Here is a 16,228-nt window from a genome sequence, read left to right as displayed (position 1 = left end):
GAATCAGATGCCAGGTATAGGTATAAGTCAATTTTTACAAATGCTGTTTGCCCTTTTCCTAATCATTATATTAGCTAATTTCTTATTAAAAAGATTAGATAGGATAAATCAAGTACGAAGTAAAGCAATTAAAATAATCGAACGTGTACCTGTTTCAAAAAGTTCCTCCTTATGTATCGTACAAATTGGTACACAATATATGCTGATGAGTTTCAGTGAGAGTGGTAATGAAGTTATTAAAGAATTTTCTCAAAAGGAAAAAGAGGATATTCAAAAGCGAATTCATCAACAAACACAAGATACCAAAAATATAACCGATTTAAAGAAAATAACAGGTGACTTAAAAGGCAAATACGGTCAATTAAAGAAAAAGTATGAAGACTCTTTTAAGCAAGACTAAGAAAGGAATTATCTTATCGTGGAAAATTTAGTAGATGTATTTTCAAATGCAGGTGAATCTTCCGAAGTCATCGATTTGTATCTACTCCTTCTATTAATAGCATTGATTCCTTCTTTCTTAGTATTAACCACAAGCTTTACTAGAATGATCGTCGTGCTTTCTTTTACTCGAAATGCTTTGGGGACACAGCAAACCCCACCAAACCAAGTATTAATTGGACTGGCTTTGTTTCTGTCACTATTTGTAATGCGACCTGTTTATGAAGATGTTAATGAAGTAGCCTTGACACCAATGCTAGAAGGCGATTTGTCCAGGGAAGAAGCATTTATAGAAGCAGAAAAACCAATTAAAGATTTTATGATAAATCAAACTAGAACAAGTGACATAGAGTTATTCGTAGACTTATCTGGAGAAGATTATCCTGAAACACCGCAAGACCTGCCGCTGACAACGATTATACCAGCTTTTTCTATTAGCGAATTAAGAACAGCATTTACAATTGGATTTTTGATATTTATTCCGTTTTTAGTTATCGATATTGTAGTTGCAAGTATCTTGATGTCGATGGGAATGTTCATGTTATCACCGGTCATGATTTCTCTTCCCTTTAAATTATTACTATTTGTGATGGTAGATGGATGGTATTTGGTTGTTGAATCTTTAGTCAGCAGTTTTTATTAATATATAAATTTGAGAGGGTTTTATGATATGACAACACAAAATGTACTAGATGTTTTACAAGATGCTTTTCTCGTGATGCTGCGTGTAGGAGCGCCTGTATTAATCATTGCACTAGTTATTGGTTTAGTTGTCAGTATCTTACAAGCTACTACTCAAATTCAAGAACAAACTTTAAGTTTTGTTCCTAAATTATTTGCTATACTGTTAACGCTAGTTCTGTTGGGTAATTTTATGTTAAACTCACTAGTTTCATTTACTGAACGATTATTCGATATTATTGCCGGGTTATGAATAGTATGATAGATCAACTACAGCACTTTTTACTAATATTAATTCGTATCACTACTTTTATCTCATTGAGTCCGGGATTTTCTAATAAAGCTTTTCCGCAGGTTGCCAAGTTAGGAATATCATTTGCTCTATCATTTACAGTAATGGGATTTATAGATCCAATCCAAACACCATTTACTATAGGATTATTTTTACTGTTGGGAATCAAAGAATTGTTTATTGGTATGGCACTAGCTTACATAACCATTCTCTTCTTTACAGCTGTAGATATTGCAGGATCTTTAGTAGATTTTCAAGTTGGATTTTCAATGGGACAAATATATGATCCTTCTCTTGGTGTGAGTGCATCAAACTTTGGAAAAATCTATTATTGGATCTCAATCGCTATTTTCTTTATTGCTAATATTCATCATATTGTGATTAGAAGTTTAGTAAAATCATTCGAGTATGTTCCTTTAAATCAGATTGTTTTTAATAGTTTTGGTGTTGAAGGAATAGTAAAGTTGTTTGGACATGTGTTTGAAATAGCTTTGAGCTTAGCAATTCCATTTATTATAGTAGCGCTATTATCAGAACTAACCTTAGCTCTAATTTCTAGAACTGTTCCTCAAATCAATGTGCTGATTTTAGGTATACCTATGAAGATATTAGTAAGTTTAGTATTCATGTTTATATTTTTACCTATGTTGATGGAAAATATTTCAGAAATCTTTCCGGAAATGATTAAGTATATGGATGAATTTTTAAATTCTTTAAGTAATTGATTTTTTAACAAGTGAGGTGAGTCTAGTGGCAGAAAAAGATGGAAAAACCGAAAAGCCCACGCCAAAGAAACTTAGGGATGCACGAAAAAAAGGACAAGTACCAAAAAGCCAAGATTTATCTTCTGCTTTATCTTTTGGTATTTTCGCTTTAGCTTTCACTGGACTGGCTACGTATGTATTTCAAAGAGCGTTCGTTTTTTTACGGAATATGCTGAAAAATGGTTTTAACATCCAAAACATACATAATGAATTAGGAAATATTGGATCAAATGCTATCTTATACTTTCTAATTTTATCTGCACCATTCTTAGTTATTGCTTTTCTGACAGCTATATTTGGAAATTTAGCACAAGTCGGTTTTATGCTTACCGGCGAACCGCTCAAACCAAGTCTGAAAAAGTTAAATCCAGTATCGGGGTTTAAAAATATTTTTGGTAAAAAAGCAGCTTTTGGGTTATTTAAAAATTTGGCCAAACTGTTTATCGTAGTAGGTTTTACTCTATATACTTTATATAAATCTGGATTTATGATTATGAATTCGGGGAAAATCGGTTCTCCAAATATTTTTCCGTTAATGATTGAATTAGTTTCCAGACTAGCCTTTAATCTTGCAATATTTTTAGCTGTACTAGGAGTTGCAGATTTTATTTTTCAAAGGTACTCCCATAATAAAGAATTAATGATGTCTATGCAGGAAATAAAAGATGAGTATAAAGAGATGGAAGGAGATCCTCAGATAAAATCTCAGAGGAAAGCCCGCTATAGAGAATTATTAAGCGGAAAAATCTCTGATGTAGATGAAGCAACAGTTCTCATAACTAATCCGACTCACTTTGCAATTGCTATTAGATATGATCAAAAAGTAGATCAGGTTCCAGTGGTATTAGCTAAAGGACAAGACTTGATGGCTTTTCGTATGAAAGAAAGAGCACGAGAAAAAGAGGTTCCAATGATTGAAAATAGACCACTTGCTAGGGCATTGTATAAAGATGTTGAACCAGGTGACCCAGTTCCAATAGAACTTTATCAAGCCATCGCGGAAATATTAGCGCTTGTATTCCAAGCAGAAAAACGTAAGAAAAATAAAATTTAAAAAATCATGAATAGGAGAATCAAGATGAATCAAGCTTCGACATCAACTAAATTTGGAATCAGCAATTATTTAAATATATTCGTCGCTTTTATTGTTGTTTCTATTATCGGAATCATTATGATTCCGATGCCAACTTTCGTCTTGGATCTTTTATTAGTCGTCAATATTTCGCTTGCGATTACAATATTAGTTCTAACCTTGTATACTCATTCAGTTTTGGACTTCTTAAGTTTCCCTACATTGTTGCTGATAACAACTATGTTCAGACTTGGCTTAAATGTAAGTTCAACACGTTTGATTTTGAGCGAAGGAGATGCAGGACAGGTAATTGATACTTTTGCTAATTTCGTTGCGGGTAACAACTACATTGTCGGAGCAGTGATTTTTGTTATTATTGTACTGGTTCAAATGTTAGTAGTAACAAATGGTGCAAGTAGGGTAGCGGAAGTATCGGCAAGATTTACTTTGGATGCAATGCCTGGTAAACAGATGGCAATTGATGCTGATTTGAACTCTGGACTAATTACAGAAGAAGCTGCCAAATTAAGACGGTCTAATTTAGAGAAAGAAGCGAATTTCTATGGTTCTATGGATGGAGCCAGTAAGTTTGTAAAAGGAGATGCCATAGCTGGTTTAGTTATAACAATCATCAATTTGATTGGTGGCATCTTGATTCATTCCATGCAAGGGAGCTATACCATAACAGAGGCTTTGGAGTATTTCGGTAAACTTACGATCGGTGATGGTCTGGTAAGTCAAATTCCCTCATTACTGATATCAGTTGCTTCAGGAATTCTTGTAACTAGAACTTCAAATGAAAAAGCATTCGGTGATACTATTGGTAGGGAATTGTTTAATGTTCCTCAAGTATTATATATCGTTTCAGCTTTAATGGTCATATTTGCAATCATACCAGGATTTCCAATACTACCATTTCTGATTCTTGGAGCGGCCTTAGGTGTTGCTGGATACTTAGTAAATGAAGGGCAGAAACAAGTTGCTGCAGATACAAAAATGCAGCAGCAATTATCTGAACAAAATCAGCCAGTTACTAAAGAAGAAGAATCGGTGGCTAGTTTCCAAGTTGACAGGATTGCAATTGAAATCGGTTATGGTTTGATTCCGTTAGCTAATGAAGACCAGGAATCAAACTTGACTACACAGATTGCTGCAGTAAGGAAACAATTATCTCATGAAAAAGGAATTTTATTAAATCCAATAAGAATTAGAGATAATTTACAAATGGGACAAAATGAATATGTCATTAAAATAAAAGGAAATGAAGTAGCAGCGGGAGAACTGTATCCGGATCGTTATCTAGTAGTAGAACCTGGAGGAGCTTCAGAGGAATTTGATTTTGAGGGTATTCCGGCGATTGAACCTGCCTTTGGGTTAGATGCTCTTTGGGTAACGGCTAAAAATAAAGAAATCGCTGAATTGCACGATTTTACAGTTGTTGATCCGCTCACTGTATTGATTACCCACTTAAAAGAAGTCATCAAAAGCAATGCTCATGATTTACTTGGAAGACAAGAAGTTAAAGAATTGCTTGAGGGAATTAAAGATCAGTACAATGTTGTTATTGATGAACTGATTCCAGATATCCTTCAGCTTGGTGATGTACAGAAAGTACTGCAGCATTTATTACAAGAGGATGTAGCAATTACTGATTTAGAAACTATTTTAGAAACATTAGCTGATTATGGAAGTTCGACTAAAGATCCGGAAACATTAACAGAGTATGTAAGACAATCTTTAAAACGTACTATTGTAAAACCTTTTTTTGATGAAAAAGGAACATTAAATGTTTTAACTGTCCATCCCGATACAGAAGAAATACTAAGTACTAGTATCCAAAAATCATCTGCCGGTTCAATACCTGTCCTGCAACCACAGATTGTTACTCGGCTGTTTGACAGTATTAATCAGCAACATTCAGTTTTAAATGCACAGGGAATTCCGCATGTTCTTCTAACGGCGCCAAAGATAAGAGCTGCAGTTAAGAATCTTATTACCTTTAATTTTCCAGAACTTACAGTAGTTTCATTAAATGAGGTGCCAAACGACTGTCCGATAGAAACTGTTGGGATGATTGAGATTAAAGAATGATGAAAGAAAGGGAGTTTATTAGTTGGAAGTAGAAGATCGAAACGAGATTATATTACAGTATATGCCATTAGTGCATAAAGTAGTTCACTCCATAAATGTCAGAAACAGAGATTATGACCACGAAGACATGGTAAACATTGGAGTGATTGGCTTAATGGATGCTTTGAAACGCTACGATAAAACTCAAAAGGTCCCTTTTGAAAATTATGCTTATATAAGAATCAAAGGTGCAATTATAGATGAAGTAAGAAAAACATCTAGGGTACCTAGATCAAGAATGGCAAAATTGAATATTTATTATAAGGCAAAGGAAGAACTAGAGGTTCAGCTTAAAAGAAATCCTACAGAAAAAGAAATTTGTGAAAAGCTGGAACTAACTAAGAAAGATTTAGAAGGGATTCATGACACAGTCCATCAACTGGCTTATGTCTCTTTGGATGAAGTAATAAATGTTGATTCAGATAACGAAGTAACAATGATGGATGCTATTAATGACCGTAATGAAGCAGCTGTTGATGATACGTTATTAAAAAAAGAACAATCCATTTATCTGACCAATGCAGTTTCAAAATTAAGTGAACGAGAACAACAAATTTTACAATTAATTTATGTTGAAAGATTGAGTATGAAGGAAGTTTCCTATATATTTGATGTAAGTGTTCCCAGAGTTTCTCAGATCCATGGGAAAACACTATTGAAATTAAGAGAGATATTGGAGAGTGAGTACGCTAATGATTAGAGGTATTGACACGTTATCAAGAAGCTTTAATGTTTTATCTGAAAAGCAAAAGAACTTAGCTACTAATACAGCAAATGTAACCACTCCAGGTTATAAGTCACAACAATTATTAACAAGTGCTACAGAACGAGTCGATGTACATAACTATACAAGAGGTCCTGAACTTAATCTACGTAGAGAAACTGGACAAATTACCTTTGGTAATCAATTGGACGAAGCATATCGGGATCTTAGTGGCGGAGCAGTTCAATCTACCAACAATCAGACGGACCTTGCTTTAAACGGAGATGGGTTTTTTACTGTTCAGAGTCCGACAGGAGAAATTTTTTATACTCGAAATGGTAATTTTAGTGTTAATAATCAAAATCAGCTTGTTACTCAAGAAGGGTATACAGTTTTGGGGATACTCCCTGGTGGTGGAACACAACCTATCACTGTTGATTCGGATTCATTCACTGTAGATCAGAATGGATTTGTTCAGACAGAACAAGGTGCGGAACAATTTTTATATATTACCAACTTCGAAAATCAGGCTGCACTGACTAGTGTAGGAGACACTATGTTTCAAAGTGAAGCTGGTATACCTATGGGCACAGGTTTTACAGTACTGCAAGGGCAGGTTGAACAATCTAATGTAGATATGGTAGATGTTATGAGCGATATGATGCAGATTTCAAGAGAGTTCGAAGCGAATCAGCGAATGTTGCAGTCAACAGATGAAACATTGCGTCGAGCAACTCAAGAAGTCGGAAAGGTTTAGGAGGATATTAAATGAGAATACCATATAGCATCAGCAAAATTAGAGAATAATGGAGTGCAATTGGTTAAGATAGATTGATTGTACTCTATTGATTCTTATAATTCTGATATTTAAATGAATTGAGGTGTTTTGTAATGACAGATATTAATAAGATGCAAAATGAAGTTGATGCGTACATAAAACAGTTTAAAGCAGGTTATTTTTCACCTTTAGGTCAGCTTGCAAGGTTAACAGAAGAAGTTGGAGAACTTGCCAGAGAAATTAACCATATACATGGTGATAAACAGAAGAAGACTGAAGAAAGTGAAAAATCTATTGAAGAAGAATTAGGAGATGTGTTATTCGTAATTATTAGTCTAGCGAACTCCTTAAACATAGACTTGTCTGAAGCATTTAAAATCGTAATGAATAAGTTTAATACAAGAGATTATGATCGATTTGAAAGAGTTGAAGATTAGAATATATCTTTGAATTAGTAAAGGAGCGAGCTGGCGAGACACTTCAAGTAATAAGATTGAAGATCGTTGTCGCACGTTTAATATGGTAAACAATAGAATCGAATTAAATAAAGTATTTATTGATGCTCTACCTGTTTTAGATAAGCTTAATACCGCTGGTTTCGAAGCTTACTTTGTAGGCGGTAGTGTCAGAGATGCTTTATTAGGGAAAGAAGTAAATGATGTAGACATAGCAACTAGTGCTTTTCCCCTTGAAGTAAAACATCTCTTTAAGAAGACAATTGATGTAGGAATAGAACACGGTACAGTAATGATTCTATCTGGAAATAATTCTTATGAAATAACGACTTTTCGAACCGAATCAACTTATCAGGACTTCAGACGTCCGGATTCGGTTACTTTTGTGCGTTCATTAAAAGAAGATTTGAAAAGAAGAGACTTCACGATCAATGCTCTGGCGATGGATCGTGAAGGAATAATTCATGATTATTTCAAGGGTAAAGAGGATTTGAAATCCCGGCTTATCAAAGCAGTAGGTATACCAGATGAACGTTTCAATGAAGATGCTCTTCGTATGCTGAGAGCGACTCGTTTTGCATCACAGTTAGATTTTGAAATAGAAGAAAATACTGTTAATGCAATTAAAAAACATGCTCGTCTGCTTGAACATATTGCAATGGAAAGGATTCAAATTGAATTTGTCAAGATGCTTTTAGGAAGGTCAAAAAATAAAGGTCTTATTTATTTTATAGAAACTGACTTATATGTATATTGTCCGGGACTTGATAGACAAGGACTTGAAGGTCTTATTAATATAGAAGAAGATTTTGAGAATGAATTACAAATTTGGGTATCATATTTATTGCTTTCATCTCTAAAGTTTAATCAGCATAGAGGTTTTCTTCGTTCATGGAAACTTTCAAATAAAATGATTCAAGACATTGAAATAGTATATAACACAATTCAAGAGAGACTGCATAAGCAAATCAATGTAAAGACAGTTTACAAAGTCGGAATAAATTTATCACTTGAAACAGAAAAAGTTTTAGATTTATTGGGATATCCTTCTAATCTAGGTTTAGTCGAAAGCACATATAACAGTCTTCCCATCTATTCAAAAAAAGAATTAGCTGTTTCAGGAAGTGATCTCTTAAAATTAACTGATCATAATGCAGGGAAATGGCTTGGAGATTTGTTAGAACAAATAGAACAGGCTGTGCTGGACAAAGAAATAGAAAATGACTATTCTCAAATTTTAGAATGGATAACTGATAAACAATTAATACCTGAACAGAAAGAAATTTAATTTTAATGTTTTTGGTGTTAGAAAGGAGGCTGTTATGAGGGAAAATCAGGTTTATGCTATTGTAGATATAGAGTCAACGGGTGGAAATATAGAAAATGACAGAATGATTCAATTTGCTTGTGTACTTTTAGAAAATGGAGAAATTTTGGAATCCTTCGATACCTATGTTAACCCTTTAAAAAGTGTTCCAAAAAGAATCCAGGAACTTACAGGAATAAGTCCCAAAGATGTTAAGGAAGCACCTTATTTTGAAGATATTGCTCCTGTTCTTTACTCGATGCTTGAAGAAACGATTTTTGTTGCCCATAATGTAGGCTTTGATTTCCAATTTTTAAATGAGGAATTTAAAAGAGTCGGCTTTCCCAAATTAACTATTCCAGCAATCGATACAGTTGAGCTTGCACAAGTTATTTTTCCGACATCAAATAGTTATGCTTTACAGGAAATCGTAGAATGGCTGAATTATGACTTGGATCGCCCTCATAATGCTTTATTTGATGCTGAAGCGACAGCATTTTTACTTAATAGGATGGATGAAAAACTACAAACACTTCCATTAACAACTGTAGAAAAATTAGCTGAGTTATCATCTTATTGTATTGCAGAAACACATCTTTTTTTTGAGCATGCATTAGAGATTATGAAAAATGCACCGAAGGATTTAAGTGAAGATCTTGTGATCGCCGAAGGAATTGCTTTAAAAGATCCTTCTAAAAATTCCAATTATTTAAATGAGAGTAGAAATACATTTTATCCTGAAACTTCTAGTGGCAAAACTGATTTTTTTGATGATTCTTACTTAAAAAGAACAACGCAAGAAGAGATGATGGATACAGTTTATCAATACTTTAGCAAACCTGAAAAGATGGATGGATTAGCTATTGAGGCCTCCTCTGGTTTAGGTAAATCATTAGGATATTTGTTTCCTGTCAGTTTTATTGCCTCTTCAAAGAGCCCTATTTTAATTAGTACTAAAACAACGATTTTACAAAGACAAATGGTAGAAGAAACACTTGCCTATTTAGATCGATTTCTACCATTACCTTTGAAAGTTGCTTCAGTAAAAGGGAAATATCACTATCTTTCTTTGGCGAATTTTGAATATAAAATGAAGCATGTTGATCTTGAGGACATTGAATCGTTATTTTGTATGCGAATTTTAGTTTGGTTAACTGAAACTGTTACTGGAGATTTGGATGAATTAGGTGCTGGAGGAAATAACAGCCACGATTTCTGGACAGATATCAGAATAGGACAAACTGATATTCCAATTCAATCAATTGAAAAGTGGACCGATCTCGATTTTTATCATCGTGCTCAAGAAGCTCTTAAGCATGCTGCTATTATTGTTACAAATCATGCTTTTTTGGTACAAGACTGGAAGAAAAAAGAAAACAGCTTATTTACTAATGTCAAAAAAATTCTGATTGACGAAGCTCACTTTTTCCCTGATGTTGTTCAAGATGCTGCTACAGAGACGATTTCCTACAATTCATTTATATCAATTTTTAAAAGATTTGGTACAATTGAAAAAGAAAATTCTATTATAGCAACTTTGTATGCATTATCTAAAAGAAAGGTAATCAAAGAATATCAAGTACAGTCTATCGAAACGAATAAAGTGCTTTTTGAATCAGAATGGGAAGCATTTATAGATTATTGGCTTGATCAGTTAAACATACCCATAGAAAAAAATTCTCGTGTTATTAAGTGGCAGGAAAATTCTGTTGAGTTTTCTCAATTAAGTCTACCTCTTAAGAAGACAGTGAAAGAATTAACTAGACTAGTATATGAGATAGCCTATGTAGGAAATCATATCGTACAAAAATGCTTAGAAGCCACGGAACAGTTGTCTTCTTCTGAATTGTTTAATATACTTATGTTTAATGATTTTCTAGAAGAAATTACCGATAATGCACGAGCATTTAAAACTGTATTTGACCAGAGCTGTCACGGGGATCATTCTTGGGTTTCTTACTATTCAAAAAATCCAAGCGTTACTTTCAGATTTAATAGAACTAGTCTTTTTATGAAAGATAAACTATTGCATTCACTAGAGCGATATAGTCATGTTCTGTATACTAGCAGTACGCTGTCTTATAATCAGTCAATCGACTTTTTCAAAAGACAATTAGAACTAGATAAACTTGATTTTGTAGAACTCATATCATCTTATCAGTATGAGAAGCAGACTAAAGTATATTTACCTGATAAGCAGTTAGCCGTAAAAGAATCAACTAATGACGATTACCTAGTGTATCTAACTGATTCAATAGAACTTTTAGCAAAAGAAGTAGATGATAATGTACTGATTTTGTTTAGATCTATTGAATCATTGCAAAAGGTTTACCATAACTTACAAAACAGAAAATCACTTGCTGATAAATTAATACTTGCTCAAAATATATCTGGAACTAAGTCTAAACTGATAAAGCAATTCAAAAAGAACAGTAATGCTTTACTTCTGGGAGCTGATACATTCTGGGAAGGGATTGATCTACCAGGAGAATCCTTAAAAATTGTTATTGTTACAAGGCTGCCTTTCGATTCTCCAGAGCTGCCAACAGTTAAAATGCGTCATAAAGAATTGCTGACGCATAATCAAAATCCTTTTATACAAGATACCTTACCTCGAGCTGTTCTCAGAATGAAACAAGGCTTTGGACGTTTGATTCGTTCTGAAAAAGATAAAGGGATCTTAATTATATTAGATAGCAGATACGTTGATTCAAGTTATGCTTCTGTATTTCAGCAATCTCTGCCATCTGGAGTAAAAATCGAACAATTACCTTTAGAGGTTATCTCAGAATCAATCAATGAGTTCCTGAAAGATTAACTTTTATAAATAAGCGAAAGTTTCTAATAATATTTATTTCTAAACCTTAATTTGATATACTTAGATAGTTGAACTTTAAGACTGTGAGGGAAATAAATTGAAAAAATTTTTTATTGGCCTTACCGTATTCTTGATTATGCTGATAATCGGATCAATTGTATTATACAGGAGATCAGTTGCGCCATACAATAACTCTAAAGAAGAAGCTTTTGAATACGCAATTGCTCATTCTGACATCATTACACCTGAAGAATTTTATTGGTATAACGATACCGAAACGTTTTTTACGGTTGTTGGAAAGACTGAGGAGGATACTGAACTTGTTGTATTGATTAATCAAGATAACGGTGATGTGACTTCTATTCCAATAGAAGAAACAATATCTAAACAATCAGCCATTCAAAAAACACGCGAAGCTCGTCAACCTGATAAAATTTTGGAGGCTCGTATTGGGATGGATAATAACATACCTATATGGGAAGTTAGTTACCGGAATGAAAATGGTCGTTTGGGTTACTACATTCTATCTTTAGAAGATGGCGAATGGTTACGAACTATAGATAATATATAAATAAACTATTAAATAGCATTTTGGATAAGGAGATTAAACAGTGGAAAAAATTAGAATTATTGAAGCTTCTAAACATATAGGCGAAATGGTAAGAATAGGAGGATGGATTTCAAATAAACGTTCAAGTGGTAAAATCGCATTTCTTCAGTTGCGTGATGGATCAGCATACTTTCAAGGCGTAGTGGTCAAAAGTGAAGTTGAAGAATCTATATTTGATTTGGCCAAAAGCCTTACTCAAGAATCTTCTGTCTGGGTAACTGGAATTATACAAGAAGATACCCGTTCAAAATTCGGCTATGAGATCCATGTAAAAGAAATTGAAGTAATCGGTGAATCTAAAGATTATCCTATTACGCCTAAAGAGCACGGCACTGAGTTCTTGATGGACCATCGCCATTTGTGGTTACGTTCATCTAAACAGCACGCTATTATGCAGATTCGTAATGAAGTGATTCGTGCGACTTATGAATTCTTTAATAATGAAGGTTTTTTGAAAGTCGATCCACCAATTTTAACAGGGAATGCTGCAGAAGATACTACAGAGCTTTTCCATACACAATATTTTGAATATGATGCTTTCTTATCACAAAGTGGACAGTTATATATGGAAGCTGCTGCAATGGCTTTAGGAAAAGTATTTTCTTTCGGTCCTACATTTAGAGCAGAAAAATCTAAAACTCGTCGTCATTTGATCGAGTTCTGGATGATTGAACCAGAGATGGCCTTCATGGATCAAAATGAATCTTTAGAAATTCAAGAAAAATATGTTGCTTATCTTGTCCAAAATGTTTTGGATAATTGTGATATGGCATTAGATATTTTAGAGCGAGACAAAGAACTATTAAAAAAATATACAACATTACCTTACCCACGGATTTCTTATGATGAAGCAGTAGATTTACTTCAGAATAACGACTTTGATATCGAATGGGGAGAGGATTTCGGATCTCCACAAGAAACATTTATTGCAAATCAATACGATCAGCCAGTGTTTATCTTGAACTATCCAAAAGCAATTAAACCGTTTTACATGAAGCCTCATCCAGATAGAGATGATGTAGTATTATGTGCAGATATGATTGCTCCTGAAGGTTATGGAGAAATCATTGGAGGAAGCCAGCGTGAAGATGATTATGAAGCTTTGCAGACTCAATTAGAAAAACATGGTTTAGATATCAAAGACTATGACTGGTATCTAGATTTGAGAAGATATGGTAGTGTTCCGCATTCTGGATTTGGTTTAGGTTTAGAAAGAACAATTACTTGGTTATCTGGAACTGAACATATTCGCGAAGCCATTCCGTTTCCACGCTTATTGAACAGAATCTATCCGTAAGGTTATAAAATAATATGAAAGGGTGAGACCGTTGAACGAAGAGTTGTTTAAAGAGTGGTTAAAATCTGGACACGTAACGATTTCTACCCTTTTATTACAGACTTACAAACAGCTTGGTCTTACAAATGATAATCTGGTATTTCTGATCCAGTTAAAATCATTTGTTGATCAAGGTGAAGGGTTCCCGAATATTAATGTGATCGCTGATAGAATGAAGATTTCACGAGATGATGCATTTAAAGAAGTCCATGCACTTATTAATAAAGATGTTTTAACGATTGACACAAAAGTAGATGAAGATGGTAAAAGTAAAGATGAATTTTCCTTTGATCTTCTGTGGGAAAAAGTACTGCTTTGCTTAAAACAAAATGATAATGACAAAGCACGAATGCAGACAGAGATTGATTCTAAAGAATTATATCAACTATTTGAAAAGGAATTCGGCAGGCCTCTTTCACCTATTGAAATCCAAACGCTTAATATGTGGATTGATGAAGATCATTATAAACCAGATCTTATCCAAATGGCTCTAAGAGAAGCGGTGTTAAGCCAAGTTTATAGTTTGAAATATATTGATCGCATTTTATTGAGCTGGGAAAAGAAAAATATCAAAAGCAAAGAACAAGTTGAAAAAGAATCAAAACAGTATCGTAATAAGAAAGTTCAAGATACCATCCCGACTAATCAGCCTTCTAAGCCTGTTCCGATGTATGACTGGTTAAAAGAATTTAAAGACTGATTTACTGATTATCCAGCAAGGGGGATTAGATGTCAGACAAAGAAAAATTATTAACGAGCAAAGAGACTGTTGAATTAATAGAAGCTATGGGAAAAATATTCCCAGATGCAAAAGCCGAATTAGTTCACAAAAATTCCTTTGAATTATTGATATCTGTTATATTAAGTGCTCAAACAACAGATATCTCTGTCAATAAAGTCACTCCTGCATTATTTCGGGAATATCCGACTCCCGAACTTTTGATGGAGGCCCCACTTGATGACATTATGAATAAAATTAAAACAATTGGTTTATATCGAAACAAATCAAAATTCATAAAAAAATGTTCTAGAGAATTAGTTGAAAATTTTGGAGGAGTAGTCCCTTCTACGCATAAAGAATTAGAAAGTCTCTCTGGAGTAGGACGAAAAACTGCGAATGTAGTTATGAGCGTTGCTTTTGATAAACCAGCTATAGCTGTAGATACACATGTAGAAAGAATCAGCAAGAAATTTAATATTTGTTCTCAAAAAGCTACTGTCAGACAAGTCGAAAATACTTTAATGGAAAAACTCCCTGAAGATCTTTGGAGTATAGCACATCATCGTATGATATTTTTTGGTCGCTATCAATGTCCTGCCAGAGCACATGATCATAATGTATGTATAGAGAAGATAAAGCAGCAAATTAAATCTTGATTTAAAGATAGAGCAGTTTGTTTGCTCTGTCTTTTTTTAATATTTAAATAGTTTAGAAATGAGATAATTATAGTATCAATTCGGATTAATGGTTTACATTTCTCAATAAAGTAAGCTATACTTTGAAGTAACCTATTAATATGCAAGAATAAGAGTGCTCAACATAACTTAGCGATAAATGAGGGACTTAATATATGAATAACAAACAGTTGGACTCAAGATTAGAACAAGTTCGTATGCAATATAATCTTTATAAAAAGCGTCCATTTGATATAAATATGTCAAGAGGAATACCTTCCAGAAAACAACTAGAATTATCTAGTGCTTTATTAAATAAATTGGAATTGCCCGACTGGATGAGTGAAGATGAACAAGATATTCGTAATTACGGAGGTCTGCTAGGCATTAGAGAAGCGAGAAAGCTCTTCGGCGACATTTTAAAAACTTCTATAGATGAAACCCTAGTAGGAGGAAATTCCAGCTTACAGCTGATGTATGCAGTACTTGTGATGCATATGTTCACAGGGGATAATAAATGGAATAAAGAAACAGTAGTAAAGTTCCTATGCCCAAGTCCTGGTTATGATCGTCATTGGGCAATGCTCGAAAGGCTTGGAATTGAAATGATTCCAGTAGAATTAACTGGAGAGGGACCTGATATGGAACTTGTTGAAAAGATTGTTTCTCAAGATTCATCAATCAAAGGAATATTTTGTATCCCAACTTATAGTAATCCAACAGGAGAGACTTATTCTGATGAAGTGGTAGAAAGATTAGCACAAATGCATACTGCAGCTGAAGATTTTTTGATTATGTGGGATAATGCCTACGCTGTTCATCATTTAAACAACGAGCACGAGGAAGCACAAAGTATACTGGAGGCTTGTAAAAAAGCTGGAGTTCCGAATCGTCCTTATATGTTCGTTTCTACTTCAAAGATAACTTTTCCAGGAGCTGGTGTTGCTGCTGTGGGAGCATCAGAGAAAAATATACTTAGATTAGCAGAAGAACTCAGCACACAAATCATAAGTTTTGATAAATTAAATCAGAAAAGACATGTTCTTTTTTTAAAAGATTCTAACACGATTCAAGCCTTGATGGAGCAGCATGCAAAAATTTTAAAACCGAAATTTGATTGGATTCAGTCTATTTTTAAGGCTTATTTTACTGAAGACAGGGAAAAATTTATTAGTTGGACTAATCCTAATGGTGGTTATTTTGTTCATTTAACAACGATGGATGGCTGTGCAGCCGAAATAGTAGACAGAATGGGTGAAATTGGAATACAATTAACACCAGCGAACGCAACATATCCATATGGAATCAATCCTTTAGATAATAGTATTCGGCTGGCTCCGAGTTTTATAGAACTTGATAAATTGGAAGTCGCGCTAGAAGCATTATGTACCTGTATTGAATTAGTTACACTAGAAAAATATGGAGAAAATTTTATAGGAGGCGAATAGAA

The 16,228-nt window shown here is 33.9% G+C and carries 16 protein-coding genes; all 16 read left to right on the top strand.

Going from position 1 to position 16,228, the window contains the following annotated elements:
* Positions 1-7: 7 nt before the first annotated feature.
* Positions 8-400, top strand: a complete 393-nt coding sequence (locus BM212_RS01100) for a flagellar biosynthetic protein FliO (protein ID WP_072695008.1) — start codon at positions 8-10, stop codon at positions 398-400.
* Positions 401-418: 18 nt separating this feature from the next.
* The gene (fliP, locus tag BM212_RS01095) at positions 419-1,081 is read left to right on the top strand and encodes a flagellar type III secretion system pore protein FliP (RefSeq protein ID WP_091895421.1); all 663 of its coding nucleotides are present in this window, start codon (positions 419-421) and stop codon (positions 1,079-1,081) included.
* Between the two features lie 27 nt (positions 1,082-1,108).
* Positions 1,109-1,372: a flagellar biosynthesis protein FliQ gene (gene fliQ / locus BM212_RS01090; protein WP_072695006.1), complete on the top strand. Its 264-nt coding sequence runs from the start codon at positions 1,109-1,111 to the stop codon at positions 1,370-1,372.
* A gap of 5 nt (positions 1,373-1,377) precedes the next feature.
* Positions 1,378-2,136 carry a flagellar biosynthetic protein FliR gene (gene fliR, locus BM212_RS01085; protein ID WP_072695005.1) on the top strand — a complete coding sequence of 253 codons (759 nt, stop codon included), beginning with the start codon at positions 1,378-1,380 and terminating at the stop codon, positions 2,134-2,136.
* Between the two features lie 25 nt (positions 2,137-2,161).
* The gene (flhB, locus tag BM212_RS01080) at positions 2,162-3,229 is read left to right on the top strand and encodes a flagellar biosynthesis protein FlhB (protein ID WP_072695004.1); all 1,068 of its coding nucleotides are present in this window, start codon (positions 2,162-2,164) and stop codon (positions 3,227-3,229) included.
* Positions 3,230-3,253: 24 nt separating this feature from the next.
* Complete coding sequence (gene flhA / locus BM212_RS01075) at positions 3,254-5,338, top strand: flagellar biosynthesis protein FlhA (protein WP_072695003.1); 2,085 nt, start codon at positions 3,254-3,256, stop codon at positions 5,336-5,338.
* Between the two features lie 22 nt (positions 5,339-5,360).
* Positions 5,361-6,077: a sigma-70 family RNA polymerase sigma factor gene (locus tag BM212_RS01070; protein ID WP_091895417.1), complete on the top strand. Its 717-nt coding sequence runs from the start codon at positions 5,361-5,363 to the stop codon at positions 6,075-6,077.
* Positions 6,070-6,837: a flagellar hook-basal body protein gene (locus BM212_RS01065; RefSeq protein WP_072695002.1), complete on the top strand. Its 768-nt coding sequence runs from the start codon at positions 6,070-6,072 to the stop codon at positions 6,835-6,837. Before BM212_RS01070 ends, BM212_RS01065 begins: the two co-directional genes overlap by 8 nt.
* A 134-nt stretch (positions 6,838-6,971) precedes the next feature.
* Positions 6,972-7,295: a nucleotide pyrophosphohydrolase gene (locus tag BM212_RS01060; RefSeq protein ID WP_072694984.1), complete on the top strand. Its 324-nt coding sequence runs from the start codon at positions 6,972-6,974 to the stop codon at positions 7,293-7,295.
* 82 nt (positions 7,296-7,377) lie between these two features.
* The gene (locus BM212_RS01055) at positions 7,378-8,601 is read left to right on the top strand and encodes a CCA tRNA nucleotidyltransferase (RefSeq protein ID WP_177206263.1); all 1,224 of its coding nucleotides are present in this window, start codon (positions 7,378-7,380) and stop codon (positions 8,599-8,601) included.
* 34 nt (positions 8,602-8,635) lie between these two features.
* Positions 8,636-11,437, top strand: a complete 2,802-nt coding sequence (locus tag BM212_RS01050; RefSeq protein ID WP_091895414.1) for a helicase C-terminal domain-containing protein — start codon at positions 8,636-8,638, stop codon at positions 11,435-11,437.
* 97 nt (positions 11,438-11,534) lie between these two features.
* Positions 11,535-12,008, top strand: coding sequence for a cell wall elongation regulator TseB-like domain-containing protein (locus BM212_RS01045; protein ID WP_072694982.1), 474 nt, complete (start codon positions 11,535-11,537; stop codon positions 12,006-12,008).
* A 40-nt stretch (positions 12,009-12,048) separates the two neighbouring features.
* A complete protein-coding gene (gene asnS, locus BM212_RS01040; RefSeq protein WP_072694981.1) occupies positions 12,049-13,344 on the top strand; it encodes an asparagine--tRNA ligase in 1,296 nt (431 codons plus the stop codon).
* Between the two features lie 22 nt (positions 13,345-13,366).
* Positions 13,367-14,083 (top strand): DnaD domain-containing protein, encoded by a 717-nt coding sequence (locus tag BM212_RS01035; RefSeq protein ID WP_245750910.1) that lies wholly within the window; start codon positions 13,367-13,369, stop codon positions 14,081-14,083.
* A 29-nt stretch (positions 14,084-14,112) separates the two neighbouring features.
* Positions 14,113-14,760 (top strand): endonuclease III, encoded by a 648-nt coding sequence (gene nth / locus BM212_RS01030; RefSeq protein WP_072694979.1) that lies wholly within the window; start codon positions 14,113-14,115, stop codon positions 14,758-14,760.
* 194 nt (positions 14,761-14,954) lie between these two features.
* Entirely contained in the window at positions 14,955-16,226 is a 1,272-nt protein-coding gene (locus BM212_RS01025) for an aspartate aminotransferase type Ic (protein ID WP_091895408.1), read from the top strand.
* Positions 16,227-16,228: the final 2 nt, after the last annotated feature.

Origin of the sequence: Marinilactibacillus piezotolerans (genome assembly GCF_900114235.1) — a bacterium.
Classification (GTDB): domain Bacteria; phylum Bacillota; class Bacilli; order Lactobacillales; family Carnobacteriaceae_A; genus Marinilactibacillus; species Marinilactibacillus piezotolerans.
Note: the sequence above shows the minus strand (reverse complement) of the source record. Positions and strands in the feature narration are given on the sequence as shown.

Bases quoted from the DNA above. Each gene is read 5' to 3' on its own strand.
- BM212_RS01100 (WP_072695008.1), top strand. From the start codon at position 8: ATGCCAGGTATAGGTATAAGTCAATTTTTACAAATGCTGTTTGCCCTT.
- fliQ (WP_072695006.1), top strand. From the start codon at position 1,109: ATGACAACACAAAATGTACTAGATGTTTTACAAGATGCTTTTCTCGTG.
- fliR (WP_072695005.1), top strand. From the start codon at position 1,378: ATGATAGATCAACTACAGCACTTTTTACTAATATTAATTCGTATCACT.
- flhA (WP_072695003.1), top strand. From the start codon at position 3,254: ATGAATCAAGCTTCGACATCAACTAAATTTGGAATCAGCAATTATTTA.
- BM212_RS01065 (WP_072695002.1), top strand. From the start codon at position 6,070: ATGATTAGAGGTATTGACACGTTATCAAGAAGCTTTAATGTTTTATCT.
- BM212_RS01060 (WP_072694984.1), top strand. From the start codon at position 6,972: ATGACAGATATTAATAAGATGCAAAATGAAGTTGATGCGTACATAAAA.
- BM212_RS01055 (WP_177206263.1), top strand. From the start codon at position 7,378: ATGGTAAACAATAGAATCGAATTAAATAAAGTATTTATTGATGCTCTA.
- BM212_RS01050 (WP_091895414.1), top strand. From the start codon at position 8,636: ATGAGGGAAAATCAGGTTTATGCTATTGTAGATATAGAGTCAACGGGT.
- nth (WP_072694979.1), top strand. From the start codon at position 14,113: ATGTCAGACAAAGAAAAATTATTAACGAGCAAAGAGACTGTTGAATTA.
- BM212_RS01025 (WP_091895408.1), top strand. From the start codon at position 14,955: ATGAATAACAAACAGTTGGACTCAAGATTAGAACAAGTTCGTATGCAA.